Origin of the sequence: Lottiidibacillus patelloidae (assembly GCF_002262935.1) — a bacterium.
Taxonomy (GTDB): domain Bacteria; phylum Bacillota; class Bacilli; order Bacillales; family SA5d-4; genus Lottiidibacillus; species Lottiidibacillus patelloidae.
On sequence record NZ_NPIA01000007.1, the window covers coordinates 70839 to 95382 of the forward strand.

Consider the following 24544-nt stretch of genomic DNA (forward strand, 5'->3'; position numbering starts at 1 on the left):
AACAATGATGTTACTTGCTTTTCTTCTTTTAGTTAATGAAGTTTCAGTTCAGAAACTCCCCTATCTGTATATACTTTTAAAGGAGTTAAAAAGATTCTCCAAAACAACGTTTTATAAAAGGAGACATGAACATATGACGAAACGTTTTATGATATTAAGTATTGCATTTCTCTTATTACTCTTATCTGCATGCAGTAATGCTAGCGAAAAAGAGGCACAAAATGAAAACCCTAAGGAAGGTGAAGAAGAAACGAACGAAGACGCCACTAAAGATGAAGACGATCAACCTAATAATGAAGATGATTCTGGCAAAAAAAATGAAGAAGAGGCAAATAACAAACCAGTGAAACCAATTGTTATCGACTTTGATGAAACGTTAAACACGATAACTGTTAATGGAGTGAGAATTGGTGATACGATCGATACTGTTGAATCTTTAATTGGTGAACCACTAAAAGTGGACTACGATGAAGCATTTTCTATTCACACTTATGAGTTTCCAGACGCATCATATGCTGAAAGATTGGTGTTAATTTTTGAACAGGAAATATTAGTTGAAATTGCTGCATCAACTTCCAAGGAAGGCAATTTAGTTACGAAAAAGTTGATACGAAAGTTTCCAGGTGTATTTTTTATGGCTACACAAGTAGTTACAGACTATGAAAATATTCAGGCAAGATATGCTTTGTTGCTTTCAGAAGATGAGGTCATTGTAGTTGATACCCGCGAAGAAGATGGAGAAATTCGAAATTTCTTCTATGTAACACCTGCTTACTATTACGGAATGGGCGATGTAAATGGAACAAACTACTTTAAAAACAAGGAATATTTCACACAAGTAAGTAAAGACCTTTTATTAAACTATTAAGATATTCCTCCTACCGCACACTTTCTAACTAGCTCATATATATGAGCTAGTTTTTTGTTTGCCAAGATGTTTCTAATTCCCTCTCTCAAGCCGCTCTTGTCGAAATATGACTAATGGTTTTTTATTAATATTTCAATTCCTGTGTTGACTTTCTAGATAACTGCATATATTGTATTAAGTGTACTACATAATATAATACACCTAATACAAATTAACTGAATATAATAAAGCTGAAAGGAGGAAACAACTTGCTTTTCCAATTAAATGACCGTAGCAACACTCCTATCTGGGAACAGATTGTTAACCAAGTAAAGGAAATGATCTTAAAAGGAATTATGCAACCTAACGACAAGCTACTGAGCGTTCGTGAGCTCTCTTCTACCCTACTTGTTAATCCAAATACTGTTAGTAAGGCATATCAGGAACTTGAGCGCCAAGGAATTATAGAAACACGGCGCGGCAAAGGAACATTTGTATCAGAAAATATAAAAAAACAGATAGATGATGAAAGGATCATTGTTATGAAGGAATCATTAAAACAATTGATAGTTGAAGCATCATACCTAGATATTGACCGTGACACGTTAATGGACTGGGTCGAAGATATCTTAGATGAATTAGGAGGAACAGATCATGCTTAACGTTAACCATATTTGCAAAGTTATCGATGAGAAACCAGTATTACAAGACATCTCTTTTTCCATCGCTAAAGGCTCAATCGTAGGCTTGGTTGGAGAAAATGGTGCAGGAAAAACGACCTTACTCCGCTGTTTAGTTGGAATATTAGAACTAGATAAAGGTGAAATCACATTTAACAATAAAAATATTATGACAGAGCCAGAAGTAAAAAAAAGTATCATTTATATTCCTGACTCCCATCACAATTTTAATAGCTATAGTGTGAAAGAAATTAGTAGTTTATACGAAGCTATTTATCCTAATTTTGATATGACATATTTTCATTCCTTATTAGAGCGATTTAACCTACCTGCAAATAAACAACTACGGAATTTTTCTAAAGGTATGAAAGCACTATTTTTTATTATTCTTGCAATTTCAGCAAAAGTAGAATTAATCATTTTAGATGAACCTACAAATGGGTTGGATGCTATCGTCAAAAGGAATGTGTTGCAGCTTTTATTAGAGGAAGTTTCTGAACAAAACATATCTTTACTTATTTCCAGTCACCATTTAAATGAATTAGAAAAAATTACAGATACTGTTTTACTTATGAAAAACGGAAAAATTAACTCTACTTTTAACATGGATGAAGTAGATAAGGAATACAAAAAAATTCAAGTTGTATTTAAGGGCGACTTTCCATCTAAGTTAAAGAGTCTAACGAATTTACAAATTACCAACCATACAGGCCGTGTCTATACCGTCGTTTTAAAAGGCAAAGCAAATGAAACATTGTCGCTATTGAAAGAGGAAAACCCATTAGTAATCGAAGAGTTACCAATGTCATTGGAAGATATCTTTATTACGGAGATCGGAGGTTAAAACATGTTAAACAAAGCTTTGTGGAAAAAACATTATAAAGAAACGAAATATTTAATTTGGGGATTTTGGTTAGTGTCCTTGGTTTACCCTCTAAACATCATTAATTATGAAAGAATTGCAATTGATATAATGGAAAAGAACCTTTTAAACGGAAGCGAACCTCCTGCTCTTTTTTTCAACTTCGAGCCGAGTGGATTTATTTCCTTATTCCAAATGATTTTATTAGTTGGAATCGCTTCTATTTTATTAGGCTTAGAACGCTCTAATCAATCGATGGATTTCACGTTAACATTACCTTTTAAAAGGCACGTCTTGTTGCGTAGTAAATGGTCTATTGGAGTTATTACTATTCTTTCTGCAAATTTTGTAAGTTTTATCTTTACGTCAATTATTTTATACAATTCATATTTAATAACACTTATTCCTTATCACCTTTTTTTATTTTACTATACTTCCAGTGTTATTTATCTTATTGGTATTTACACGTTTAGTTTATTAATTGGAAAAATTGTCGGAAATCATATCGGTCAATTTGTCTTAACTTGGATATTTTTATTACTTCCAGCTGGGGTATTTACACTACTCTCACATGGAATCAGGTTTCATTACGAACACTTAACAGAAACGACTCTTAATAACAGTTTTTATATGTACGAGACTTTCTTTCATGCAATAACTATGCCGATTAGCTTAATAGCAACTGACTTTGCTATTGAAACCGCTCAACTTGATGGATTAGAGCCATATCGTTTCTATGCTTTCTTCATACCACTCGTTATTACTACCTTATTTTTAAGTACGACAAGGTACTTATCAAAAAATATGCGTAGTGAACACAATGGCAAATTAATTATTTATAAGCCATTCGAATCTTTATTCATTTTCGGAGTTGTTATTTGTTTCTACTTATTAGGAGGAACGCTTATTACTTCTATTATGTATCCATTGGAAACGGTAGTAGTTTATCACATAGGTGGCTTAATTGCTGGTGGAATTGCGTTTGTAACAATAAACTTACTTCTTAATAAAAACATTCGTTTTAAAGGTATAGGTGGGGTTAAAAATGTTTAATCGCTTTCTCTGGAAAAAGCATTATAAGCAATCAAAGTTCTTAATTTGGACATTTATCTTTGTTTCATTATTTTATCCTATAAACATTTATTTTCAGATTGGAAGACTACAAAGTGAACTACAACTTGTTCCAATCACAGGGCATCATTATTATTTTAATGCTAGTTATTGGATATCAATCATCCAAATACTATGCCTTGTCTTACTAGCTACCATCTTTCAAGGGCGCGAAAGATCCAATCAAAGCATAGACTTTGCATTGTCGCTTCCTTTAAAAAGAAAAGACATTCTACTAAGTAAATGGAGTTTCGGTGTTGTTACAATAGTAGCCGTCAACGTTTTAACGATGCTAATTACAACCCCTCTTGTTTACTATTCTATCTTAAGTAATTACTTGCCATTACACACGATTTTCTTATACTTTTTTGCAAGTACCATTACTTTAATTGGTATTTATACGTTATGTCTACTTGTTGGGCAAATTGTAGGAAATCAATACACGCAACTTTTTGCGAGTGCAATTTTGTTACTGTTTCCTTTCTTCTTTTGGATTCTCGCTTATATGGGATTTATGGTCCACTATGAAAATCTATTTGATATCACGAAAATCACCTTTCATTTTGAAGGACTAATATTATCATTAATGTTTACGACAACGATGCCTGTATTCCTAGTAAATTTGGATTTAGGAGCTATGTTGACAGCTAATACTCCTGTTAGAGAAGAACCATTTCGTTTTTTTCTAAAAGCTCTTTTTACGCCAGCCTTAATTACGGTTTTATATTTAAGTTTAATAGGTCTATTCTCTAAAAAAGTTAATAGCGAAAATAACGGAAAGTTATTGGTCTATAAACAACTTAATAAAATCATCAAAATTGCTATTGTTTTATGTTCTTACCTAATTGGTGGCTGGGTCTTTGCAGGCTTTATATTCGAAAAAACTGCACCAGTGCTATTTTATCATGCAGGCGGCATAATCTTTGCTTCAATCACCTATTTCGTTATTTGGATGCGAAATAGAAAGAAATAGTAACACTAAAATTAAAAAAAGAAAGGTGATTAATATGAACTTGTTCATCTATATTATTTTTATCTTGTTATATGGATTAGTTACATTATACGGTGTAGGTCCATTGTTACTAGCAGATGGTTCAAGTGAGGAAAAATTAATCTTGTTACTAGTAGTTAGCTTGATATATATTCTTTTAACTTTTGTCTTCGTGAAATGGCTCAAAAAAAGAAAACACTTGATTAACTGGGTTGTATATACAATTTTAGGGCTCCTAGTTATCTTTGCATCATATCTCAGCTTAGGCACACTTTTTATATCAGAAAGACCTTTTGATGAAAAAGTGATAACTATAGTAGTATCTATTTTCTTATATATTATTGCAGGAGCAACTTATTATTTATGGAATAGAAACAAATAAAAAACGATTACCTAATTACCAAAGGAAAATTTTTAATAAGAGAGGAAAACTAACTTGATTACTTTAGAAAATATTAGCCATAAATTTGAAATAGGAAAAAAAGGGAAAAAGACTATTATCCCCGTACTAAATGATGTTTCTTTACATGTAAGAAAAGAAGAAATCGTTACGATTGTTGGACGCAGTGGATCTGGTAAATCAACATTACTAAACATTATCAGTGGCTTCATTCACCCAACAGAAGGAAAAATTACGATCGACGGGACGGATGTTACGACATTTAATGAAGCAAAGTTCGCAGACTTTCGTCTTGAACATTTAGGGTTTATCTTTCAAAGTTTTCAACTTATTCCAAGTATGACAGCGTTTCAAAATGTTGAGTTACCCTTAATATTAAAAGGAGTTCCTGAAAAGGAACGAATTGAAAAAACGAACAATATGCTAGAAACAGTAGGTATAAAAGATTTTGCAGACCACTATCCTAGCGAACTATCAGGTGGTCAGCAGCAACGAGTAAGTATTGCGAGGGCATTAATTGTTAACCCCCCTATTATTCTTGCAGATGAACCTACTGGAAGCTTAGATAGTGAAACGGAAGAAGATATATTAAATTTCATAAAAAAATTAAACAGTGAATTGGGAATTACGTTTTTAATCATTACACATGATGAAAGGGTTGCCCAAATTGGACATCGCACGTTAGAAATTGCAGATGGAAAACTCGTTAAGGAGGCGGCATTAGTATGAGATTTAAAGACCAGTTTAACTTCGTCCGCCAAAATATGAAAAAGAATCGCTCACGAATATTTATGACTGTACTTGCAACAGCAATGGGCTGTGCCTTTCTAATCGTCCTTGCTTCTGTCGGGTTTGGCTTACATAAATCCGTAGTGACAGAAGTTACCGAGCGAAGAGCTGTTACTGAAATAAGTGTTCACGGTAAACAAGGTGATGATGATATTTATTATAGTATTACTGATGAAGATATTGAGTATTTTGAAAGTTTAGAGGATGTAAAAGCAGTAACGCGCCGAAAAAGTATCCCTTACCACACTGAAGTTGTTGTAGATGAATTCAAAGGTTATACAAATTCAATCGTTGCACATATGCCATCGGAATTAAAATCTGGATTTGAACTATCTGCAGGGAGACTACCAGAAAAGGAAAATGAAATTATTGTAGGTTACAACTTTATCGAACAGTCATTAAGACCTTCTGACTTATCAGAAGATACAAATCCATACGATGAAAATGGAAATTTAAAAGATGACTATAAATATAATGGCGACCTTATTGGCAAAGATGTAATAATGCTAGTTTATACGTCAGATGAAACTGGAAATAGACAAGAATTATCATTTCCTTTAACAATTGTCGGTATCGGCGCTGAGCCAACGAGAAATTGGATGCATGATATAAATGTTTATATATCAGAAGAAAAATATATAGAGATAAACGGTGCTATCTTTGAAAAAGATACGTTAGAAGATGATCGCCCTTATAATGAAGTTAACATTTATGCTAAAAACTTGGGTGCAGTTGAAGACTTAACAGAACAATTAGAGGAAAAAGGATATGGTGTTTGGTCTGTTGTTAGCGAATTAAAAGAAATTAATATTATGTTCACAATAGTCAAAGTCGGACTATTATTTATTGGAACAATTGCTATTCTTATAGCTTCGATTGGTATATATAACACAATGACAATGGCTGTAACAGAGCGTGCTCCAGATATTGGAATTATGAAGGCAATCGGTGCAAATCCGAAAACGATTAAAAACATTTTCTTAATTGAAAGTAGTTATATTGGGCTCCTCGGTGCAATTTTCGGAACCATTATCGCTTACGTCATAAGCTTTGTCGTTAACTTCGGACTTCCTTTCGTGATCAAAAGCGCATTTGGCGCTACACCACCAGAAGAATTGATGTTTTCTTACATCCCATGGACGTTACCGATGATTTGTATCGTGATTTGCTTATCAGTAACAATTTTATCTGGTCTTCGCCCTGCGAAAAGGGCAACAAAAGTTGATGTATTAAAAGCAATGCGTAGAGAGATATAATAGTTTTTGACCTCCCTCCTTCCTTTCCTAATGAAGGAGGGTTTATTTATTGTCACAAACTGTCATAAGTTTTTCAAGGGCTTTTCATATGAATCCTAGTACATAAGTTATATACTTGAATAGTAGAGATAAAGAATTTGATAATAGGAGCGATAAAAATGGACGTAAAGTTTAAACTCGGAAGATGGATTATACCTTTGCTATTAATAGCTTGGGGTCTTACTGGAATTTATATTGTAGAGGACTCTGAAAATGCTGTAGTCCTACGTTTTGGACAACATGTAAATACAGTAACTGACGCAGGAATTAACTACCACCTCCCTTATCCAATTGAAACCGTTTGGACGGAAAATGTAACTGAGCCTAAACGTTTTGAGTTCGGCTACCGTACAGTTTCAGGTGGAGACACGCAGCAAAATGCTCAATTTAGGAGTGTTGAAGAAGAATCAATTATGCTAACAGGTGACGAAAACTTAGTTGAAGTAGAAACTTCGATGCAGTTTGTAATCACAGATATAGAAGCGTTCTTATTTAATGTAGATGATCCTTATGACACACTTCGCATGGCAGGAGAAACAGCCATTCGCCGTGTCGTAGCAAACCATTCATTGGATGATGTTCTAACAGATAATAAAGAATTAGTTCAACAAGAAATCCAAGTATTAACGCAAACAATCATTGATGAATACCAATTAGGAATTGCAGTTCGAAATGTACAATTACAAGATGTAAACCCTCCAGAAAGTGTAAATGCAGCATTTAAAGATGTAATCGCTGCGAAGGAAGATAAACAAGCTGCAATTAACCAAGCAGAGACTTACGCGAATGATATTCTTCCAAAAGCACGTGGTGAAGCAGCAAAACTCATAAATGATGCTCAAGCTTATAAGCAAAAGCGTATTTCTGAAGCAAACGGTGATGTTGCAAAGTTCGTTGCAATATTAGAACAATACACGCAAGCGAAGGAAATTACACGTAAGCGTATGTATTTAGAAACTATTTCAGAAGTGATGAATAATCTTGAAATGTACTTCCTAGATGAAAATGGAAATACATTACCTTTCCTACCACTTCAAAAACTGCAATAACTAAAAAGAAATTATCGTGAGGAGCGTTAAACTATGGTAGATAACCAAGATCAACTTGAACAAAAAAGGCGTGAAAATGCAGCAATCCTAAGTGAAGCAAAAAAATATGGTTTTTTACTTGCTTTTATAGTATTAGGACTTGTTTTATATAATCTATTAACTTTCCGAGTTATTGAAACGGAACAATCTGTTGTTACTCGATTCGGTGAAATTAAAAAAGTTATCGTTTCAGAAGAAAACTATGAATCTGTAGTTGCACAACTAAAAGAAAATGAAAAGCTAGATGACGTTACTGTAGTAAAAGGAAAAGGACTTTTCTTTAAGTTACCTTTTATCGATGCTGTTAACGAGTTTTCTGACCGTTTATTAACTTACAATACTGATCCTCGTGAAGTTACGACACGTGATAAAAAGAAGTTAGTGTTGGATAACTTTGCACAATGGAGAATTACAAACGTAGCTCTTTTCAAACAAGCAATGAAAAATGAAAGAAATGCTCAATTACGTTTAGATGATCTAATCTATTCGAACTTAAACAAACAAATTGGTAGAACAAATGCACATGATATTATTGCTGATATGGAGCAACAAACTGCTATGATTGATGCAGTAATTGCTGAGGTTAATGCGGATTTAATTGCTTACGGGATGACAGTGGAAGATGTTCGTATTAGACGTACAGAACCACCTAAAGAAAACAATGAAAACATCTATCGACGTATGCGTACTGAACGTGAACGTATGGCAAAGAAATATCGCTCTGAAGGTGAAGAAGAAGCAACAAAGATTCGCTCACAAGCAGATAAAGAAAAAACGGTATTACTTGCTACGGCTTATGAACAAAAAGAAACAATCATGGGTGAAGGTGATGCAGAAGCGACACGTATTTATGCTGAAGCATATTCACAAGATGCAGAATTTTACTCATTCTACCAAACTTTACTAGCTTATAAAAAGCTTCCAGAAGGAACAAAAATTGTCGTACCTCTTCAATCTGAATTTGCAAAATACCTTTTAGGGAATAATTAAAAGATAAACGCCCTCACGTCTAAAAGTGAGGGCGTTTATTGTGACTATAATGGAGGTTTTTATGAAAATTCCATCACCAAAATAAAAGTTAATATTGAAGTAAGTGCTAAACTACTAGCAATCCACCAATTTTTATTCGTTTCATTTTTAAGTATCAATAAATTAAAGAGAATAAACAATAAAATAAATATTAGCATTGTTACAAGCGCTTCGATTGAAAAGAGCTGAAAACTTCCTCCAAAGCTAAACATTATCCATAAATAAAAATAGATGTAGACTGATATCAATCCTATGGCTACGTTTCCGAAGGCAAATAATATTAATTTGCTTAGTTTCAAGTTATCTCCCCTTTTTAAACTTTTGAAAGATATCTTACCTACCTCTAGCTTAACATATGGTTATTTGTCCTTATAACAATTTGTATTTTGTAGTTCCATTTTCTATTATTTAATAACTATTTTCTAAGTATTTGTAAATTGGATGCAACTGCAGCAGTTCAGAAATTGTAATAAAAGTATAACCACGCTCCTTAAGAGCTGGCAATACTTGTTGTAAGGTTTGTATTGTTTGCGTGCGATCTCCGCCAAAGTCATGGAATAAAATGATATCGCCATTCGTTGCATTCTTTAACATTCTTCGAACCATATAAGAAACTCCAGGGTACCGCCAGTCAAAAGAATCCATGTGCCAGGACCACATAATAACGGTAAAACCTAAACCGTTTGCAGTGTTAATAATTTTTTCATTATAAAAGCCCCCTGGTGGACGAAAGTACTTTGTTGATTTTCCAGTTAATTTAGTAATAGTATTTTCTGCATTAATTAGTTCCTCTTTCATTGCTTTTGTAGAGAGACGATGAAAACTTGGATGTGTAAATGTATGGTTTGCAATTTCATGCCCCTCTTGTACTTGTCTTTTTACGATATCTGGACTATTTTCCATTCGAGAGCCAACTGAGAAAAAGGTAGCTTTTACATTATGTTTTTTTAGTATATCTAATATTTTTGGTGTAAAAGTTGGGCTAGGGCCATCATCAAAAGTTAAAGCGAGCACCTTTTTATCTGTCGCTACCTCCCAGACTGCTTTCCCTTCCCTTTCAAAATAGTATCGACTTTTTTTCGCCTCAACAATGTGTTGGCTCGGTCCTATAAAAATAAATACAAATAATAACAATAATGAAATATAAATAAAAGCCTTTGTCTTCATAAACTCATCTCATCCCCCACCAATTCAATAATTCTTGGTCGGTTTAGTTTGTCAGGATAGTTGTTAATTTATGTATACAGAAAACTGTAGAAATAAAAAACCGCACCATTTCTGATGCGGCTTCCCCTTTTAAAAGTCCATTTGACCCATTATTACTTGTTGAATTACTTCCATAATATCGATTTTTTTATCTGTATCCGGGTTAATTTTAAATGTTACTGGCTTATTGATATTTGTATAATCCGTAATAATTGCAAAATCGATTGTAACACTATTCATCATCTCTGACTCTGTAATAGTAAAGCTAACAGAAATTTCATCTTCAATAATGTGTCCATCTTTATTAAATAATGTCGTAACCGAAAAATTATTAAATGTTAATTGATCAATGAAAGTCATATCTAGTTCTGCTGTTTCTTCAGGATCAAGTTTAGCCAACACATCTAATGCTATTGCTTTGACTTCTTCATTGCTCAAAGTAAGTTTCACTTTATTTTTAGCTTTTTTTGCTTTATCTTCTTTCGTCAACTCTAATGTAGTAAAGTTTTCTTTAGCAATGGAAGCAATAAGATCACTAGATTTCATTTCAGGAGCGATTGTTAATTCCTCTAAACTAAACTCTCCTTCCATTTCTTGCGACAGTGCCTCTAAATCAGCAAAAATAATATGGTCTTTTAAAATACTTAAATCTACATTTGGTGGTAGCATGTCAGCCACAAACATATAAAACTCATCATACAGTGCCGAAGCATCTACATACATCATATTGTTTTTCATATCCATTAATAACGTTGTTTTTATTGTAGGCTTAATAAAGCCGAATTCGATTGCTGCATCTAATGATAATTCATACTTTTCATTTTCTGTATCTACGACACTATTAACTTTAATATCTGCACTGTTAATAGTTTTGATGATTTGTTGTTCTTCTGCAGTTAATGGAACAGTTGATTCTGACTCTTCAATCTCTAGATTAAGATCAACTGTAGAACTACTTTCGTAAGTTTTTGCTTCTTCTAATAATTTATATCCATCAGCGTATAGCTGCTGAGGATCTACTTCTTTATTACATGCAAGTAAAGAAAAAGAAAGTGCTGCAGTAATAACAATAGCTAACAATTTTTTCAAATTCTCTCACCTCTTAAAGTTTTTATATTCTTGCTGTGAAACTATTATAGTCTACATTATTTTTTATAAGTTATAAAGTTTTGTATATTTACTTTCTAAATAATCAACTAAATATTTTGCGTTTAACTCTTCTCCAGTTGCCATCTTAATAAGTTCTGAAGGTAAATATAACTTACCATATTGATGAATTTTCTCTTTCATCCATTCCCTAATTGCAAGAATGTTACCATTTGCAATTTGTTCATAAAAGTCTGGCATTTCCTTCGTAATAGTATTTAACAATTGGGCTGCATAAAGATTTCCTAACGAATATGTGTGGAAGTAGCCAATAGCACCAAATGACCAGTGCACATCTTGCAGTACACCAACAGTATCGTTCTCAGGGACAATACCTAAATATTCTTCCATTTTTTCATTCCAAATTTTCGGAAGATCCTTTACAGCAATATCTCCGGAAATTAATCCTTTTTCAATTTCATAGCGAAGCATAACGTGTAAGTTATATGTAAGTTCATCTGCTTCAACTCGGATATTGGATGGTTGCACCTTGTTTACAGCTCGGTAAAACGAGTCTAAAGTTACATCACTTAAATGGTTCGGAAATGCTTCTTGAAGTCCATTGTAGTAAGCTTTCCAAAACTCTTCAGACCTACCAACCATATTCTCAAAGAATCGTGATTGAGATTCGTGAATGCCTAGAGATGTCCCACGGCGTAGAACTGTTCCTTCAAAACTTTCATTAATCCCTTGCTCATAAAGCGCATGTCCCGCTTCATGAATGGTTGAAAATAGAGCAAATGCTATATTATTCTTTTCATAACGAGTAGTAATACGAACGTCATTACCATTTATTGTACTTGCAAAGGGGTGAATGGTTGCATCTAAACGACCAGCCTCTAGATCATAGCCAAATTCCGGTAAAAGGGTAAGTAAGTATGCCTCTTGTTCTGCAATATTATAATCTTTTTCAAGCATTGAAGTATCAGGTTCGTTCCCTGACTTTTTAATGCGGTCAAGAAGATCAATGCTACTTTTCCGTAATCCAGCAAAAATAGGATCAATTTCTTCGACAGTCAATCCTGGTTCATAATCATCCATCAGAGCATCGTACGGATGTTTTTCATAACCAAAATACTCAGCAAATTGTTTTTTTATTTCAACCATACGTTCTAAATAAGGTTGATATAGTGAAAAGTCATTATTTGCTCTAGCATCTTCCCAGGCATTATTCGCTTCTCCAGTTAGGACGCTATATTCTTGGTACAGTTCTGTAGGAATACTCTTGGAACGAGAATAACTATGATTTCTAACACGAACGATAGCTTTATCTGTTTCATTAAGTTGTTCGTAAACTTCAGGGCTTGTTAAATATTCTAAAAGCTCGCCCATTTCTTTAGATACACTTAGTTTAAACACTTCTGTAGAAAGGGCTCCAATTGATTTTGCAAAAGTCATTCGCCCCTTTTTTGGAGCTTTTACTTTTGCGTCCCAACCTGCTAAACTAAGAACACTTGAAAAGGCACATATTTTTTCGTCTAATGCCTTAAACTCTTCTAATCTCTCTTTTAAATTGACTGTCATTTGCATCAATTATCCCCCTGTCAGCAATCTCTTTCTTACATTAAGTATACATGGAATTACTTAGTGAGGCGAATGAAAACTATTTTTTCTAATTATTATTTCTCCTGGGCAAAATGTGAGCTTTTATACCATTTTCGTTGACTTCTTCATTTAGAAATTCATAAAGCCCATGATCGTATAGATTCATGAGCTTAATAAACTAATTATTGCTTTCACCAATATTTTTAATTATTTGTTTAAAGTGTTTAGAAGCTTCTGCAAACTCTTCTTCCGTTATTTTTTGTATATTTTTTACTTTGTTATTTTCAATAACTGCTTCTGCAATCCCAATATTTTCTTCGTCTTTATCGAGACGATTCATTGCAATAATTTGTTTTCCACGCATGACGATATTCGCAATAACAATATATTTCATTTTACCTTCTTCAGTTTTTAATGTAATTATTGCATTCTTAGTGAAAAATGGGATTTTATGGGCTTCAAGTTTTTTATCTTTATATCGGTTAAAATCAATAATATTATCCATTTTTTAACCTCCATCAATAGTTTCATTACAAAAATACATATGAGATACTATTGTCTGATAAATCAAGTCTGGCAACATAATCTCCATATAACTATATTTTACGTATCACTATTCATGCAGGATTTCCTAATAAATTATAATAAAAAAAACATAAAAGCACATGCCAGAAAAGAACATGTGCTTAGCTAACCTAAGTATTTTTCTTTATCGAATAGGTCTCTTTAAAGCTTCTAAATCAACTTCCATACTTAACATTCGATCCATTACCATATCCTTGGCATCGTGAACACCTTGGTTGTAAAAGTGTGGACCAATTTGTTCTAAAAAGAAATCTAATAAAAGTTCTGCTGCTAAATCACCAATTTCATCATCTCGCTCTTCATGAAAATAAGCTTGGATAGAGTTGATTATTTCTTTTTTAATATCTTTTGAAATGTTAATATCCATATGTGTGTCTCCTTTTACCTTAATACATTATAGTTTAACATACTAACAAACTGTCATCTTCGTATGATAAATGCCAAGAAAACAACAACTGTTAAACAAGTTCCGCGCTTTCTTCATTAGTTAGTGCTTATGATTAAAAATAACTCAAATAAATTTATACAAATTATTACAGCTAGGTGATAAAATGGGTAAGATAATTAGATTTTCTAAAGGGGGACTTACCTATTAATCGATTAAAGTCAGCAGAAGATAAAGAGTTTGGATTAGGTGTATTGTACGCTATCCTTGCTTATTCATCATGGGGGATTTTACCTCTTTATTGGAAATTAGTAGATACAGTACCGGCATCTGAGATATTAATGCACAGAATTTTTTGGTCTTTTTTCTTTTTAATATTTGTTCTCATCATTACATCCAGATGGGCGCAATTTATTAACGAGTTTAAAAGGATAACAAAAAATAAAATTAGTATGTTATTAATACTAGCCGCTGCAATATTGATTACTGCAAATTGGTTTATATACATATGGGCTGTTAATAATGAACAAACCGTTGAAGCAAGTTTAGGCTATTATATTAATCCTTTAGTTTCTGTTTTGCTCGGAGTTATTGTCCTAAAAGAAATATTTGCGTTTTGGCAAGGTATATCTTTCTTTATTGCAGGAATTGGAGTATTCATTTTGACAATTCAATTCGGTGGTATCCCTTGGGTTGCTTTAGGGTTAGCATTCACTTTTGGCTTTTATGGACTTGTTAAAAAAATGGCAAAGTTAGGACCGATTGTTAGCTTAACAATTGAAACGATGTTAATGGTGCCAATCGCTCTCATTTATCTTTCCAGCTTACAAATTACAGGTGAAGCTGCCTTTGCTAATAGTTCCTTCTTTATTACAGTGGTTCTCATTGGAGCAGGTGTAATAACTGCGATGCCACTATTATGGTTTGCTGAGTCAACAGCTAGAATCCCATTATATATGGTCGGATTTTTTCAATATATTGCACCGACAATTCAATTAGTCCTTGCTATATTCTTGTTTAAGGAACCTTTCTCTACTGTGCATTTAGTAAGTTTTAGCTTCATATGGATTGCCTTACTATTATTTTCATGCGCTAAAACAAAGCCAATGTTAAGATTGCAACACAAAATGATTAAGAAAAAGACAGTGCATACAACATAGTTCATTAAAAAAGTGGCTATTCAAAAGCCGAACATTGAAAGTAATCGTAGTCAAAATACGTATACTCCTACGGGAAAAGCACGAGTCCGAAGACCCCATAGTGAGGTACGAACGTGGAGGCTGAGGCCGTGCCCGTGGAAAGCGAAGTATTATGACGGAGCATCATATTATTCGTTAGCAACATAAAAAACGAACTCATTCAGAATATACATCTGAATAGTTCGTTTTTTTCAATGAGTAGAAAGGTTTTGTTCCAGCCTCTTTTACTAATCTTCTTTCTTCGTTCCTACATTAAAGAACTTCGAGATAAATACGATGTCATCTCGACCATCAAGTTCATTATAATCAATAACTTTATAGCCAATTCCAGTATATTCAGTAGTGCCTCCATCTTTATATACACTTGTTTTCCCCGCAAAAATAGGAGGTTTTTGATTTTTTGCTTGACCATAATCAACTCCAAACATAATAAACGGACCTATGACAATGATCGCTATCCCAAAATAAAATAACTTTCTTGAAAAACTCATGATGCTACTTCCCTTCCCTAAAAAAATTATTGTAACGATAACTTAACTGCCAACTTCGCATGTTCTTTTACCGTGTCTATTAACAAGAGTTCAACATCTTTTTGCTGAACGATAAATGCTAATTCTGTGCATCCTAAAATAACTGCTTCTGCACCATTATGTTTCAAATCATCAATAATTCTTCGTAAAAATTCTTTCGAACTATCTTTAATTATACCAAAACATAGCTCTTGAAAAATTATATCATTTACTACACTTCTGTTCTCGCCATTAGGCACCATTACATTAATTCCCGAAGAAGTGAATTTATCCTTGAAAAAGTCTTCTTCCATTGTAAATTTTGTCCCTAAAAGACCGACATTTTTTAAACCCTTTTCTTTTAATGCATTGATTGTAGCATCAGCGATATGAACTAGTGGTATCGTTATGAAACCTACTAACTGGTCGGAAATTTTATGTATTGTATTGCTGCAAATTATGATATGCTCCGCTCCTGCCCGTTCCACTTGCTGGCAAGCTTGTACTATTAATGATGCAACTTTTTCCCAATCATTATTATGCTGAGCTTTTTCTATTTCCGCAAAATCAACACTAGCGAGAACTAGTTTTGCAGAATGGTATCCTCCAAGTGATTTTTGAATTTCCTTGTTGATAATTTTATAGTATTCAACGGTTGACTCCCACGTTATCCCGCCAATTAATCCGATCGTCTTCAACTCTAACCCTCCACTTCGTCTTTCAGCCAAACTAAAGCACCTTATTACATTCTTCCTAGTGAAAACTATACTATTTTTCAAATGGCCCTTCCACAATTAAATCAAATCAATAAAAGCTAAATTATAATTAACCCCTAGTCTTGCATCTAAGTTACTCATTGTGAGATGATTTCAATGAATTGAAATTTTTTCTTAAAATAAAGGAGAAACTTATGGAAATGACTAAAAAAGGTGAATGGTTAGAGATAATCATCCCTTCAGAATGGCATAACATCTCAATAGAAGATGTGTTAAAAGATTTTTTTCAAGTTGCTAAAAAACCACTTCATCAATTACGAATGGACAAAGGTGTAAAAATAAACGACGAACTTTTTCCTTGGACAAAGCCCCTATCAGAAGGAGAAGTGTTTCAAATAAAGCTTTTTCCTACTGAAGACTATGGTGTTGTTCCTACCGAGATACCTCTAGAAGTTTTATATGAAGATGATCATTTATTAATCGTCAATAAACAGGCAGGTATTGATACCCACCCAAGTGATGGAAGTCAATCAAATACTTTGTCAAATGCAGTTGCTAATTACTTTCAAAAGTCTAATGTTAAAACAAAAGTTAGGCATATCCATAGGCTGGATAAAGACACTTCTGGAGCTATTCTCTTTGCTAAACATGCAGTTTCTGGAGCAATTTTGGACAAAATGCTTGAACAAAGAATAATAAAACGGACATACATTGCTTTAGTAATGGGGCAGTTTAACTCTAGTAAAGGTACGATTGATAAGCCAATAGGAAAAGATCGTCACCATGCTACGAGAAGGCGCGTTTCACCTACAGGCCAATCTGCCAAAACAAATTATGAAGTCTTACAATATGATGAGGAAAATAATACTTCACTAGTTAAACTTCAGCTTGAAACAGGACGAACACACCAAATTAGAGTTCATATGAGCCATATTGGCCATCCCTTAAACGGCGATACATTATATGCTGGGAAGCGAGGGAATAGGCAAGCGCTACATGCAGCAAAAATTGAGTTCCCACATCCAATTGGAGGGGAAAAGATATCTTGTATCGCCCCTTTTAATGACAAGATCCCATTGTTCCATTTTAATATTGAAGAAATCTAAAAAATATATTAAGAATTTAACATATACTGCACGTCGATTATTAGTTACAACCAACAATAATTGGCGTGCAGTTTTTTTATAAAAGTATTTTAAATATTATCATAGGTATTCACGTCTTTAAATATATGTATAGGTTTTGCCATTTGGAAAATAGTAATGGTAAAACAAGAAGTTGGTGATTTATGAATCGAGTAATCTTTACTTTCTTTACAATAATTATTTTTTTATATTCTCCATCTATCCCTTCCTCTTTTCCAACAACGGAAACTAGTGTATTCGCTGAGAAAGCAATTCCCCCTTATGCTAAATGGGGACGACTTGCTATGGAGAAAACAAAAGAAAGATATCCAAATAGCGATATTATTGATTACTTGCACATAGGCAGAGAAGTAAAAGGGGACGTTACCGTAGAAAGGTTTAAATTATGGTTAAGAAACAATAAAAAAGAATTTGGTGTTTTTATTACTATCTCCTTCAAGACAAAAACTGGTGACCTATTAGATATAACTTTTAGAGAAACAACACAATAATATTAGCTCCTCTTCATAATTAGCTCTCGAAGAATTTTTCATTCTAAATTAACTCGTAGCGACTATATTTATGAAGAGGAGGGTAAATTATGGGAGATATCATCCATTTTTTTTATCGAAGACCTGGTAGTAATGTTGTCCGACAACTAAAAAAAGAAATGCCTAATTTAATTGATATTCGTGAATTTGATAAAGATATGAAAAAACTTGATGCAGAAATAGTCTACTCCGTTGTCTTATTGTTAGATCACTTCCGCCCTTCTACGAAAGAAAACATCTTTCAAACCGTTAGAAAAAACATTTCCCTGAAAGAGTTATTTCAAGGTAAGGTCGACTTACTTTATGCTGCACTTCTAGCAATTAATGAATATTGGAGAATACCATACTTAAAATCGAAAATTGATATACAATCTTTATTTCTACAATTTCATGATATCTCAGATATATATGGACATATCCTAAAACATATTTATATAAGTGATGATACATGGAAGCACTTAGTCTGGCAAAAACATAAACAAAAGGAAGATGAGCTCTATACACATGACGGAACAGGTAAAATGCTTTTAAGATGTTACTTAAATCAAAAGCGAATTGAACTATGGATCAATAATATATCTCTATATCAGACCTATGAATCAAGTAATAAAGCGAAACGGATGTATGAAAGAATACTAAAGTTAGATGTGGACCATGCATTACATTATATCGATATTACGTTTACATCTGATGAAAATGAAAAAGATCAATAATAACTATCTCTCGTAGCTGAAAAATCACCATGCTAAAGATAAAACTGCACCCACAATAATTTGGAGTGCAGTTCGCAGCTTTATGGTAAATCGATAAGCATAAATCGTGATTTATCTAACCCTTTAATTTTTAGTTTTGAAGTTTCAGTAATTCTAGCATCGTCTCTTTTACTTATTTGAGTTTCTTCGTTTAGTAATAGCTTCCCCTCAATTACAAAGATATAAGTGCGTCTCCCTTGTAATTGTTCAAATGAAAGCTCCTTCTCTTCCTCTAAATCGGACAAGTAAATCGTTAAATCTTGATGGATCTTTGCAATTTCATTACCTGTTGTATTCTTTGATACTACTGGTAATAAATTATTCTTTAACTTATTTATATCAAATGACGTTTTCTCATATGAAGGTGGAAGTCCTTCTTTTTCAGGTAAAAACCATAATTGTAACAAGTTTACATCTTCATCGAGTGAAGGGTTTACTTCAGAATGGATAATCCCTGTTCCAGCTGACATTCGTTGAACACCACCGAATGTTGTTGTAGCTGTAGTTCCAGTACTATCTTCATGTTTTAAAAATCCATCTAAAACAATTGAAACTATTTCCATTTCCCTATGTGGATGTGAGCCAAAGCCTTTTTGAGGTGCAATGATGTCATCATTTAACACTCTCAATGGGCCGAATTGCATGTTATTAGGGTCATAGTAATCAGCAAATGAAAAGCTGAAATTCGTTTTTAACCAACCATGGTCATTTGAATAACGTTCTTCTGCTTTGCGAATTTTTATCATTAATTTCTCATCTCCTTAACCGAATATTAGTGTATTAAGCGAGTAGTTACCTGCTCCAATTAATGCAATACCAATTACTGTACCTATAATTACCAAATTATATTCATATCCATTTTCTGTTACCCATAATCCATTTGTACCGTGAACCTTAATTATAGCTACAGCCATTGTACCAGCTATTAGAACTGCTGCTACTGGCATGAATAGTCCTGCCGCAAACAAAGCCCCACCTATAAGTTCTGCTAGTCCAGCTAAAATAGCCATCATAACCCCAGGCTTTATTCCGATTGATTCAAAGAATCCTCCTGTCCCTTTAACACCATGACCACCGAACATCCCAAATAATTTCTGTGCACCATGTCCTATAAATAGTAGCCCTATTAGTAATCTTATTAATAATAAACCAATATCCATCATTTTTTATTATCTCCCTTACATTTATTGTTTCGAATTCGAGATATTATTCCAAAGGTTATCTCAAATTCGAGATATATAAATGTATATATCTCGAAACTGAGATTTATGACATAAAGCAATTTCATTATGATAATGAATCTGCATATAAGCCTAACTTTTTCATTAATGAGATAGCATCATTTTTTTCTTGTATATTTAAACCAGCGAAAATCTCATTAAGTCGAATTTGATGTTTAGGAAAGATATCATCTAATAAAGCTCTTCCTTGGTCGGATATAGTCGCATACGTAATTCTTCTGTCTTTAGGACATGGTTTGCGTAGCAAGTATCCTTTTTCTTCAAGCTTATCAACAACATAAGTAATAGTTCCACTAGCTAATAAGATTCTTTGCCCAATTTGTTGCAGGGGTTGATCACCTTTATGGTATAGAAGTTCTAATACGGCAAATTCTGTTGTGTTTAAGCCATATTTTTTTATATCTTCTTTGACTAAGTCTGTAATCGTGCGATGTGCCTTGGATAAGGTTACGAAAAGTTTTAAAGTAACTTCGTTTTCTAATCTATCCATCAAACCAAACCTCTCAAAAATATTATCTCGAATTCAAAGTAATTATAAATTGCAAATTAGAATTTGTCAAAGATTTATTCTCACATTACAATTTCAAAGAAAAGATCAGGCGTTTTGCCTGACCTTTTCTTTAATCATTTTGACGATTGTAATTAGCTTCATCTTTTACTTCAGAACGAAATCCATCTAACGCTTCACGGCGGCGATCATTTTTTTCTTCAATTTGCTGACGCTCATGTTCACTCATATCAATCTCTGGGTTGCGTAACGTATCTTCAGCTTGTTCCATATTTTCGATAGTATGTTCTATCATATCTTGGATCTTTTCAACGTTATCGCTACGATCATCAGGCTTTGCTGGAGTTTGTCTATTATTTGCCAATGTATTGCCTCCTTCTAAATTGCTATTTCCTACAATTGTATTTTGTTTCAGACCTGCTGATTTCATACTGTTAAATCGATATATTAATTCGTTTTGAAAAAGCTTTTCGTTTACTTCTATTAGGTCGGCCTTTAATACACCAGAATATCCATTGGTTTTCATTAATTCCATACACCCATTTGCAGCAGATATGCAGTAATTTACTCCAAGTATGTAATCTGACAAGACCTCATTTTTCACTTTATTTTTATACTCTTTCGTTTTTTCTAAAAAAGTAACTATTGTTTGAAATAATCTAAATGTCACTTCATTAATGTTAACCGATTCTCCTCGTAACGATTTTGTCAATATATCGTTGTCTTCGTCACAACAAGTAAAACATTGTTTAATTTCACTTTCTAAAGAAATGTTAATGTCAGATAAGCGAAACGATTCGTTAATTAACCTCATCCCCAGACCAGCAATAATGGCTGTTGATGATCCCCCCCAAGGATTACCGTATGAGCCTATAAGTGAATATATATCCTCGCCAATCCTCATTAGTAACACCTCTATTAAATAGTCAAAAGAAAAAAGCAAGGAAGACCTTGCTTTTAGTTACCCATTCTTCTTTCTAACCTTTTTTCTAAGCGGTCTTCTATTCTTTCCAATGCTTCACTATCCTTTAATAACGCCCTTTTGTTTTCTAATACTAATTCCTTAAAGCTTCTTTTGTTCATATTTCTCAAAATAATCCCTCCTTGATAATAATATATTTAATAAAGTTTTCCCTAAATTCCCAAATTCTAAACAAGTTTTTAGAATATTAGAATGATTTTTTGCAAATAAAAAAAGATGCTTCACTTTCAGCACCTTTTATCGTTTTGATTTTCGGAAACCAGCTTTTTCAGCTTTATCTTCTGAGCAAAACATCTCTTCTGCAATCGTTTGTTTGTAATATGCCCCACTCGGAAGGTGATAAATTTTGTCACCTTTCGAATTAATATTTCCTTTAATATTACAGTCAATAGTAGATTCTTCAACATCGTCAAGATCATCGTAATTTTCAATGCTCCAAATTCCAACATTTTGCTTTCGTGCTTCGTTTTGGATAGCATAAAATTGATCGACATATTTAGTGTTAGGTTCGTAAATGTAAGCAACTCTTGCTAACCCTTCTGCAAGAAGAAGTTCATTAACCATTTCTCCACTTTCCGTGTAAACATAAGCCAATAACCTTCCATATTTGTCTCGTTCAGATATACCAAGCTCGATTCTCACCTTTTTACCTTCTAGTAATTCTTTTACAAAAGTACTCGCCTCTGGACCAAATGGTTGTACAGGCTTTGACGGATGAACTGTTTCAGGTGTATCGATTAACAATAGTCTTATTGTTTCTTCTTTATTATTTATAATGACCTTTATCGTATCACCGTCAACAACTTTCGTAACCTCATATAAATAATCCCCATCACTAGTGCAACCCATTAGCAAGGTTATTAATATGGAAAAGAAAAGCAGTATAAGTTTTTTCATATTAATTATCCATTTGCTTAATATATTTTACCATCATTTCTTCATTCATAGCACCTAAGGCGATGTTAGTAATAACCCCATCATTATTAATAAACCAAGTCGAGGGAATTTGTAATACTCGGTAAGTAACACCAACTTCATTATGGATATCTAAAAGAATTGGGAATGTTAAACCTAGTTCTTCTTTAAACTCTTCTATACTTGAAACTGTGTCTTGGGAGGTCATATTTACAGCCAATATCTCCACACCTTGATTTGCATATTTTTCATAAAATCGTTGCATATCCGGCATCTCCGCGCGACAAGGCGGACACCATGTTGCCCACATGTTTAAGATTACTTTTTTTCCTTGATAATCAGACAAAGAAACTGTTTCTCCTTCTAAATTTTCTATTGTGAAATCAGGTGCTTTGTTCCCTATCTTAATACCTACTTCTAACTTATCACTATTTTCCTTCGCTGTATTTTTATTTTCATCTGGATTAGTGGATTGTTCATCTTCGTGAGCTCCGTTTGCACCATTTTGAGAAGAATCCTCTTTTGTAACATAATCCATTATCCCCCATATCACTAACCCTGATAAAATAATTCCTGCAATTATATTTCTCCACATAAATAAATCCCCCTAATTATTACTTGTTCGTTTTATTAATAGTATGATTAAGATAACAATTGAAACTGTAATGTATATTACTTGTTGCGTTGAAAATGGACCAATAAATGGTAATGATGAATTCAAAAAGTATTCTAACACAATTTGTGCGATACTCCACCATATGATTATTTCTAGTAAGATTACTTTTTTTAATGGAAACGAATTTTTGATTATTAATAATATAAAAGATAGTGCTACAAAAAGTCCTATAATATGAACTAATCGAACCTCGGCATAAATGATTGCTGAAAAAACATTAAAAAATAGGAAAAATGATATCACTCCAGTCAAAGCTGTATCAATAAAGTAAGCAACGGCAATAGCTTTCTTCTTGGCATAATAAAATAATATGGCAATAAAAGACAGGATTGCTAACATTGTCCCAATTGATCCACCATTAAAGAAAAGTAGTGCCAATGGATTTTCTAACGTTCGGATAGGATAGATAATGATGTATGATAACTTCCAAACAATAATACTAATAATAAAAGCATTGGACAAACTCTCCAAAATTTCTTTTGCTGAACTGACATTTTTCAATCTGTATTTCGCAACTAAATAAGAAAACATCATAGATAGAGCAATAATAACTAAGCTTATTTTAATGATAAAAGGTCCCAATTGATATACAGGTTGCAGCACGATATTCTCCTCACAATAATTTATTATTATGTTTATCATACCAAATGCAATCAATATTAAATATATAATTGCTTATTACATGACGTTAAAAATAAAAGGCTGGGAACAATATTATTATGGGAGGTGAAAGCTATGGGTAAAACAAAAAGAAATCCTTCTCCAGAAGGGGTAGGTGCCGCAAGTGTTCAAGGTAAAAAAACACGTGGATTTACTGCAGAATATCAAAGTGGCTATCAAGGTCAAGGTAGGAGTTCTAACCAACAATATAAGAAGAAATAATAATAATGGCTTTACCTTGATAGGTAAAGCCTATTTTTGATAAATATGAAAAAGCTAGAATAACATAAAGTTATCCTAGCTTAGTAAGCCTGGCAACGTCCTACTCTCACAGGGGGACAGCCCCCAACTACCATCGGCGCAGAAGAGCTTAACTTCCGTGTTCGGTATGGGAACGGGTGTGGCCTCTTCGCCATCATTACCAGACATTAAATTGGTGGAGCCTAGCGGGATCGAACCGCTGACCTCCTGCGTGCAAGGCAGGCGCTCTCCCAGCTGAGCTAAGGCCCCGAAAGATATATAATTTGTGAATTTTTTTAAAATGGTGCCGAGGGCCGGACTTGAACCGGCACGGTAGTCACCTACCGCAGGATTTTAAGTCCTGTGTGTCTGCCAATTCCACCACCCCGGCAAAAGTAAATCTTGGAGCGGAAGACGAGGTTCGAACTCGCGACCCCCACCTTGGCAAGGTGGTGTTCTACCACTGAACTACTTCCGCTTAATTAGGACTTTATTTCAATATAAAATTATTGT

The 24544-nt window shown here is 33.4% G+C and carries 31 protein-coding genes, 3 tRNA genes and 1 rRNA gene; 15 read left to right on the forward strand and 20 right to left on the reverse strand.

Annotated features, from left to right (window positions below):
* The first annotated feature begins 133 nt into the window (after positions 1-133).
* The 10 genes from CIB95_RS12635 (at position 134) to hflC (ending at position 9052) form a co-directional block, all read left to right on the forward strand.
* Entirely contained in the window at positions 134-868 is a 735-nt protein-coding gene (locus CIB95_RS12635; protein WP_094925718.1) for a hypothetical protein, read from the forward strand.
* A gap of 248 nt (positions 869-1116) precedes the next feature.
* Entirely contained in the window at positions 1117-1509 is a 393-nt protein-coding gene (locus CIB95_RS12640) for a GntR family transcriptional regulator (RefSeq protein WP_094925719.1), read from the forward strand.
* On the forward strand, positions 1502-2371 hold the full coding sequence (locus tag CIB95_RS12645) for an ABC transporter ATP-binding protein (RefSeq protein ID WP_094925720.1): 870 nt from the start codon (positions 1502-1504) through the stop codon (positions 2369-2371). Before CIB95_RS12640 ends, CIB95_RS12645 begins: the two co-directional genes overlap by 8 nt.
* 3 nt (positions 2372-2374) lie before the next feature.
* Positions 2375-3442: a hypothetical protein gene (locus CIB95_RS12650; RefSeq protein WP_094925721.1), complete on the forward strand. Its 1068-nt coding sequence runs from the start codon at positions 2375-2377 to the stop codon at positions 3440-3442.
* Positions 3435-4472: an ABC transporter permease subunit gene (locus CIB95_RS12655; RefSeq protein ID WP_094925722.1), complete on the forward strand. Its 1038-nt coding sequence runs from the start codon at positions 3435-3437 to the stop codon at positions 4470-4472. Before CIB95_RS12650 ends, CIB95_RS12655 begins: the two co-directional genes overlap by 8 nt.
* Positions 4473-4506: 34 nt before the next feature.
* Positions 4507-4872, forward strand: a complete 366-nt coding sequence (locus CIB95_RS12660; protein WP_094925723.1) for a DUF6954 family protein — start codon at positions 4507-4509, stop codon at positions 4870-4872.
* A gap of 54 nt (positions 4873-4926) precedes the next feature.
* Positions 4927-5619: an ABC transporter ATP-binding protein gene (locus CIB95_RS12665; protein ID WP_094925724.1), complete on the forward strand. Its 693-nt coding sequence runs from the start codon at positions 4927-4929 to the stop codon at positions 5617-5619.
* Positions 5616-6935, forward strand: a complete 1320-nt coding sequence (locus CIB95_RS12670; RefSeq protein ID WP_094925725.1) for an ABC transporter permease — start codon at positions 5616-5618, stop codon at positions 6933-6935. Before CIB95_RS12665 ends, CIB95_RS12670 begins: the two co-directional genes overlap by 4 nt.
* 158 nt (positions 6936-7093) lie before the next feature.
* Positions 7094-8023, forward strand: a complete 930-nt coding sequence (hflK, locus tag CIB95_RS12675) for an FtsH protease activity modulator HflK (RefSeq protein WP_094925726.1) — start codon at positions 7094-7096, stop codon at positions 8021-8023.
* 33 nt (positions 8024-8056) lie between these two features.
* Complete coding sequence (hflC, locus tag CIB95_RS12680) at positions 8057-9052, forward strand: protease modulator HflC (protein WP_094925727.1); 996 nt, start codon at positions 8057-8059, stop codon at positions 9050-9052.
* Positions 9053-9111: 59 nt separating this feature from the next.
* Here hflC and CIB95_RS12685 read toward each other — a convergent pair whose 3' ends face one another.
* The 6 genes from CIB95_RS12685 to CIB95_RS12710 form a co-directional block, all read right to left on the reverse strand.
* Complete coding sequence (locus tag CIB95_RS12685; RefSeq protein WP_094925729.1) at positions 9112-9390, reverse strand: hypothetical protein; 279 nt, start codon at positions 9388-9390, stop codon at positions 9112-9114.
* 109 nt (positions 9391-9499) lie between these two features.
* On the reverse strand, positions 9500-10258 hold the full coding sequence (locus CIB95_RS12690) for a polysaccharide deacetylase family protein (RefSeq protein WP_094925731.1): 759 nt from the start codon (positions 10256-10258) through the stop codon (positions 9500-9502).
* Between the two features lie 129 nt (positions 10259-10387).
* Complete coding sequence (locus CIB95_RS12695; RefSeq protein WP_094925732.1) at positions 10388-11386, reverse strand: hypothetical protein; 999 nt, start codon at positions 11384-11386, stop codon at positions 10388-10390.
* 63 nt (positions 11387-11449) lie between these two features.
* Positions 11450-12967: a carboxypeptidase M32 gene (locus CIB95_RS12700; protein WP_094925880.1), complete on the reverse strand. Its 1518-nt coding sequence runs from the start codon at positions 12965-12967 to the stop codon at positions 11450-11452.
* Positions 12968-13166: 199 nt separating this feature from the next.
* On the reverse strand, positions 13167-13493 hold the full coding sequence (locus tag CIB95_RS12705; protein ID WP_094925734.1) for a hypothetical protein: 327 nt from the start codon (positions 13491-13493) through the stop codon (positions 13167-13169).
* A 204-nt stretch (positions 13494-13697) separates the two neighbouring features.
* Positions 13698-13940 (reverse strand): DUF2164 domain-containing protein, encoded by a 243-nt coding sequence (locus CIB95_RS12710; RefSeq protein WP_094925735.1) that lies wholly within the window; start codon positions 13938-13940, stop codon positions 13698-13700.
* Positions 13941-14164: 224 nt separating this feature from the next.
* On the opposite strand from CIB95_RS12710, the gene rarD reads away from it, so the two are divergent.
* Positions 14165-15118 (forward strand): EamA family transporter RarD, encoded by a 954-nt coding sequence (gene rarD, locus CIB95_RS12715; protein ID WP_094925737.1) that lies wholly within the window; start codon positions 14165-14167, stop codon positions 15116-15118.
* Positions 15119-15384: 266 nt separating this feature from the next.
* On the opposite strand, the gene CIB95_RS12720 is transcribed toward rarD, so the two are convergent.
* Both CIB95_RS12720 and CIB95_RS12725 read right to left on the reverse strand, forming a co-directional pair.
* On the reverse strand, positions 15385-15648 hold the full coding sequence (locus CIB95_RS12720; protein WP_094925738.1) for a hypothetical protein: 264 nt from the start codon (positions 15646-15648) through the stop codon (positions 15385-15387).
* Positions 15649-15674: 26 nt separating this feature from the next.
* A complete protein-coding gene (locus CIB95_RS12725) occupies positions 15675-16364 on the reverse strand; it encodes an aspartate/glutamate racemase family protein (RefSeq protein ID WP_094925882.1) in 690 nt (229 codons plus the stop codon).
* 212 nt (positions 16365-16576) lie between these two features.
* On the opposite strand from CIB95_RS12725, the gene CIB95_RS12730 reads away from it, so the two are divergent.
* The 3 genes from CIB95_RS12730 to CIB95_RS12740 all read left to right on the forward strand — a co-directional run bounded on the left by CIB95_RS12730 (position 16577) and on the right by CIB95_RS12740 (position 18770).
* Positions 16577-17488, forward strand: coding sequence for an RluA family pseudouridine synthase (locus tag CIB95_RS12730; RefSeq protein ID WP_094925740.1), 912 nt, complete (start codon positions 16577-16579; stop codon positions 17486-17488).
* A 182-nt stretch (positions 17489-17670) separates the two neighbouring features.
* Positions 17671-18018 (forward strand): DUF3889 domain-containing protein, encoded by a 348-nt coding sequence (locus CIB95_RS12735; RefSeq protein WP_094925741.1) that lies wholly within the window; start codon positions 17671-17673, stop codon positions 18016-18018.
* Between the two features lie 89 nt (positions 18019-18107).
* Positions 18108-18770, forward strand: coding sequence for a hypothetical protein (locus tag CIB95_RS12740; protein WP_094925743.1), 663 nt, complete (start codon positions 18108-18110; stop codon positions 18768-18770).
* 80 nt (positions 18771-18850) lie between these two features.
* Here the strand turns inward: CIB95_RS12740 and CIB95_RS12745 are convergent, their stop codons facing one another.
* From CIB95_RS12745 to CIB95_RS12780, 8 genes are all read right to left on the reverse strand, one after another.
* Positions 18851-19555 carry a pirin family protein gene (locus CIB95_RS12745; RefSeq protein WP_094925744.1) on the reverse strand — a complete coding sequence of 235 codons (705 nt, stop codon included), beginning with the start codon at positions 19553-19555 and terminating at the stop codon, positions 18851-18853.
* Between the two features lie 15 nt (positions 19556-19570).
* Positions 19571-19972 carry a DoxX family protein gene (locus tag CIB95_RS12750; RefSeq protein WP_094925746.1) on the reverse strand — a complete coding sequence of 134 codons (402 nt, stop codon included), beginning with the start codon at positions 19970-19972 and terminating at the stop codon, positions 19571-19573.
* Positions 19973-20096: 124 nt separating this feature from the next.
* The gene (locus CIB95_RS12755; protein WP_094925747.1) at positions 20097-20540 is read right to left on the reverse strand and encodes a MarR family winged helix-turn-helix transcriptional regulator; all 444 of its coding nucleotides are present in this window, start codon (positions 20538-20540) and stop codon (positions 20097-20099) included.
* 130 nt (positions 20541-20670) lie between these two features.
* Complete coding sequence (tlp, locus tag CIB95_RS16630; protein WP_408607230.1) at positions 20671-21462, reverse strand: small acid-soluble spore protein Tlp; 792 nt, start codon at positions 21460-21462, stop codon at positions 20671-20673.
* Between the two features lie 53 nt (positions 21463-21515).
* Positions 21516-21641 carry an FbpB family small basic protein gene (locus CIB95_RS12765; RefSeq protein WP_094925886.1) on the reverse strand — a complete coding sequence of 42 codons (126 nt, stop codon included), beginning with the start codon at positions 21639-21641 and terminating at the stop codon, positions 21516-21518.
* 136 nt (positions 21642-21777) lie between these two features.
* On the reverse strand, positions 21778-22437 hold the full coding sequence (locus tag CIB95_RS12770; RefSeq protein ID WP_094925749.1) for a thermonuclease family protein: 660 nt from the start codon (positions 22435-22437) through the stop codon (positions 21778-21780).
* A gap of 1 nt (position 22438) precedes the next feature.
* Positions 22439-23050: a peroxiredoxin family protein gene (locus CIB95_RS12775; RefSeq protein WP_094925750.1), complete on the reverse strand. Its 612-nt coding sequence runs from the start codon at positions 23048-23050 to the stop codon at positions 22439-22441.
* 12 nt (positions 23051-23062) lie between these two features.
* Positions 23063-23734 (reverse strand): prolipoprotein diacylglyceryl transferase, encoded by a 672-nt coding sequence (locus CIB95_RS12780; protein WP_094925752.1) that lies wholly within the window; start codon positions 23732-23734, stop codon positions 23063-23065.
* Positions 23735-23866: 132 nt separating this feature from the next.
* Here CIB95_RS12780 and CIB95_RS16095 point away from each other — a divergent pair, with 132 nt between their 5' ends.
* Complete coding sequence (locus CIB95_RS16095; RefSeq protein ID WP_142296512.1) at positions 23867-24013, forward strand: YuzL family protein; 147 nt, start codon at positions 23867-23869, stop codon at positions 24011-24013.
* An 87-nt stretch (positions 24014-24100) separates the two neighbouring features.
* Here CIB95_RS16095 and rrf read toward each other — a convergent pair.
* From rrf to CIB95_RS12800, 4 genes are all read right to left on the reverse strand, one after another.
* Positions 24101-24217, reverse strand: a 5S ribosomal RNA gene (gene rrf / locus CIB95_RS12785).
* An 8-nt stretch (positions 24218-24225) separates the two neighbouring features.
* Positions 24226-24301: transfer RNA gene (locus CIB95_RS12790), tRNA-Ala, on the reverse strand.
* 32 nt (positions 24302-24333) lie between these two features.
* Positions 24334-24422, reverse strand: a tRNA-Leu gene (locus tag CIB95_RS12795).
* Between the two features lie 12 nt (positions 24423-24434).
* Positions 24435-24509 (reverse strand) — tRNA-Gly (locus CIB95_RS12800).
* Positions 24510-24544 lie beyond the last annotated feature (35 nt).

Coding starts and splice junctions, on each gene's coding strand:
- CIB95_RS12655 (WP_094925722.1), top strand. CDS start 3,435: ATGTTTAATCGCTTTCTCTGGAAAAAGCATTATAAGCAATCAAAGTTC.
- CIB95_RS12650 (WP_094925721.1), top strand. CDS start 2,375: ATGTTAAACAAAGCTTTGTGGAAAAAACATTATAAAGAAACGAAATAT.
- CIB95_RS12705 (WP_094925734.1), bottom strand. CDS start 13,493: ATGGATAATATTATTGATTTTAACCGATATAAAGATAAAAAACTTGAA.
- hflK (WP_094925726.1), top strand. CDS start 7,094: ATGGACGTAAAGTTTAAACTCGGAAGATGGATTATACCTTTGCTATTA.
- CIB95_RS12775 (WP_094925750.1), bottom strand. CDS start 23,050: ATGTGGAGAAATATAATTGCAGGAATTATTTTATCAGGGTTAGTGATA.
- CIB95_RS12770 (WP_094925749.1), bottom strand. CDS start 22,437: ATGAAAAAACTTATACTGCTTTTCTTTTCCATATTAATAACCTTGCTA.
- CIB95_RS12745 (WP_094925744.1), bottom strand. CDS start 19,555: ATGATAAAAATTCGCAAAGCAGAAGAACGTTATTCAAATGACCATGGT.
- tlp (WP_408607230.1), bottom strand. CDS start 21,462: ATGAGGATTGGCGAGGATATATATTCACTTATAGGCTCATACGGTAAT.
- CIB95_RS12670 (WP_094925725.1), top strand. CDS start 5,616: ATGAGATTTAAAGACCAGTTTAACTTCGTCCGCCAAAATATGAAAAAG.
- CIB95_RS12750 (WP_094925746.1), bottom strand. CDS start 19,972: ATGATGGATATTGGTTTATTATTAATAAGATTACTAATAGGGCTACTA.
- CIB95_RS12720 (WP_094925738.1), bottom strand. CDS start 15,648: ATGAGTTTTTCAAGAAAGTTATTTTATTTTGGGATAGCGATCATTGTC.
- CIB95_RS12735 (WP_094925741.1), top strand. CDS start 17,671: ATGAATCGAGTAATCTTTACTTTCTTTACAATAATTATTTTTTTATAT.
- CIB95_RS12710 (WP_094925735.1), bottom strand. CDS start 13,940: ATGGATATTAACATTTCAAAAGATATTAAAAAAGAAATAATCAACTCT.
- hflC (WP_094925727.1), top strand. CDS start 8,057: ATGGTAGATAACCAAGATCAACTTGAACAAAAAAGGCGTGAAAATGCA.
- CIB95_RS12730 (WP_094925740.1), top strand. CDS start 16,577: ATGGAAATGACTAAAAAAGGTGAATGGTTAGAGATAATCATCCCTTCA.
- CIB95_RS12755 (WP_094925747.1), bottom strand. CDS start 20,540: ATGGATAGATTAGAAAACGAAGTTACTTTAAAACTTTTCGTAACCTTA.
- CIB95_RS12765 (WP_094925886.1), bottom strand. CDS start 21,641: ATGAACAAAAGAAGCTTTAAGGAATTAGTATTAGAAAACAAAAGGGCG.
- CIB95_RS12645 (WP_094925720.1), top strand. CDS start 1,502: ATGCTTAACGTTAACCATATTTGCAAAGTTATCGATGAGAAACCAGTA.
- CIB95_RS12635 (WP_094925718.1), top strand. CDS start 134: ATGACGAAACGTTTTATGATATTAAGTATTGCATTTCTCTTATTACTC.
- CIB95_RS12740 (WP_094925743.1), top strand. CDS start 18,108: ATGGGAGATATCATCCATTTTTTTTATCGAAGACCTGGTAGTAATGTT.
- CIB95_RS12700 (WP_094925880.1), bottom strand. CDS start 12,967: ATGACAGTCAATTTAAAAGAGAGATTAGAAGAGTTTAAGGCATTAGAC.
- CIB95_RS12660 (WP_094925723.1), top strand. CDS start 4,507: ATGAACTTGTTCATCTATATTATTTTTATCTTGTTATATGGATTAGTT.
- CIB95_RS12690 (WP_094925731.1), bottom strand. CDS start 10,258: ATGAAGACAAAGGCTTTTATTTATATTTCATTATTGTTATTATTTGTA.
- CIB95_RS16095 (WP_142296512.1), top strand. CDS start 23,867: ATGGGTAAAACAAAAAGAAATCCTTCTCCAGAAGGGGTAGGTGCCGCA.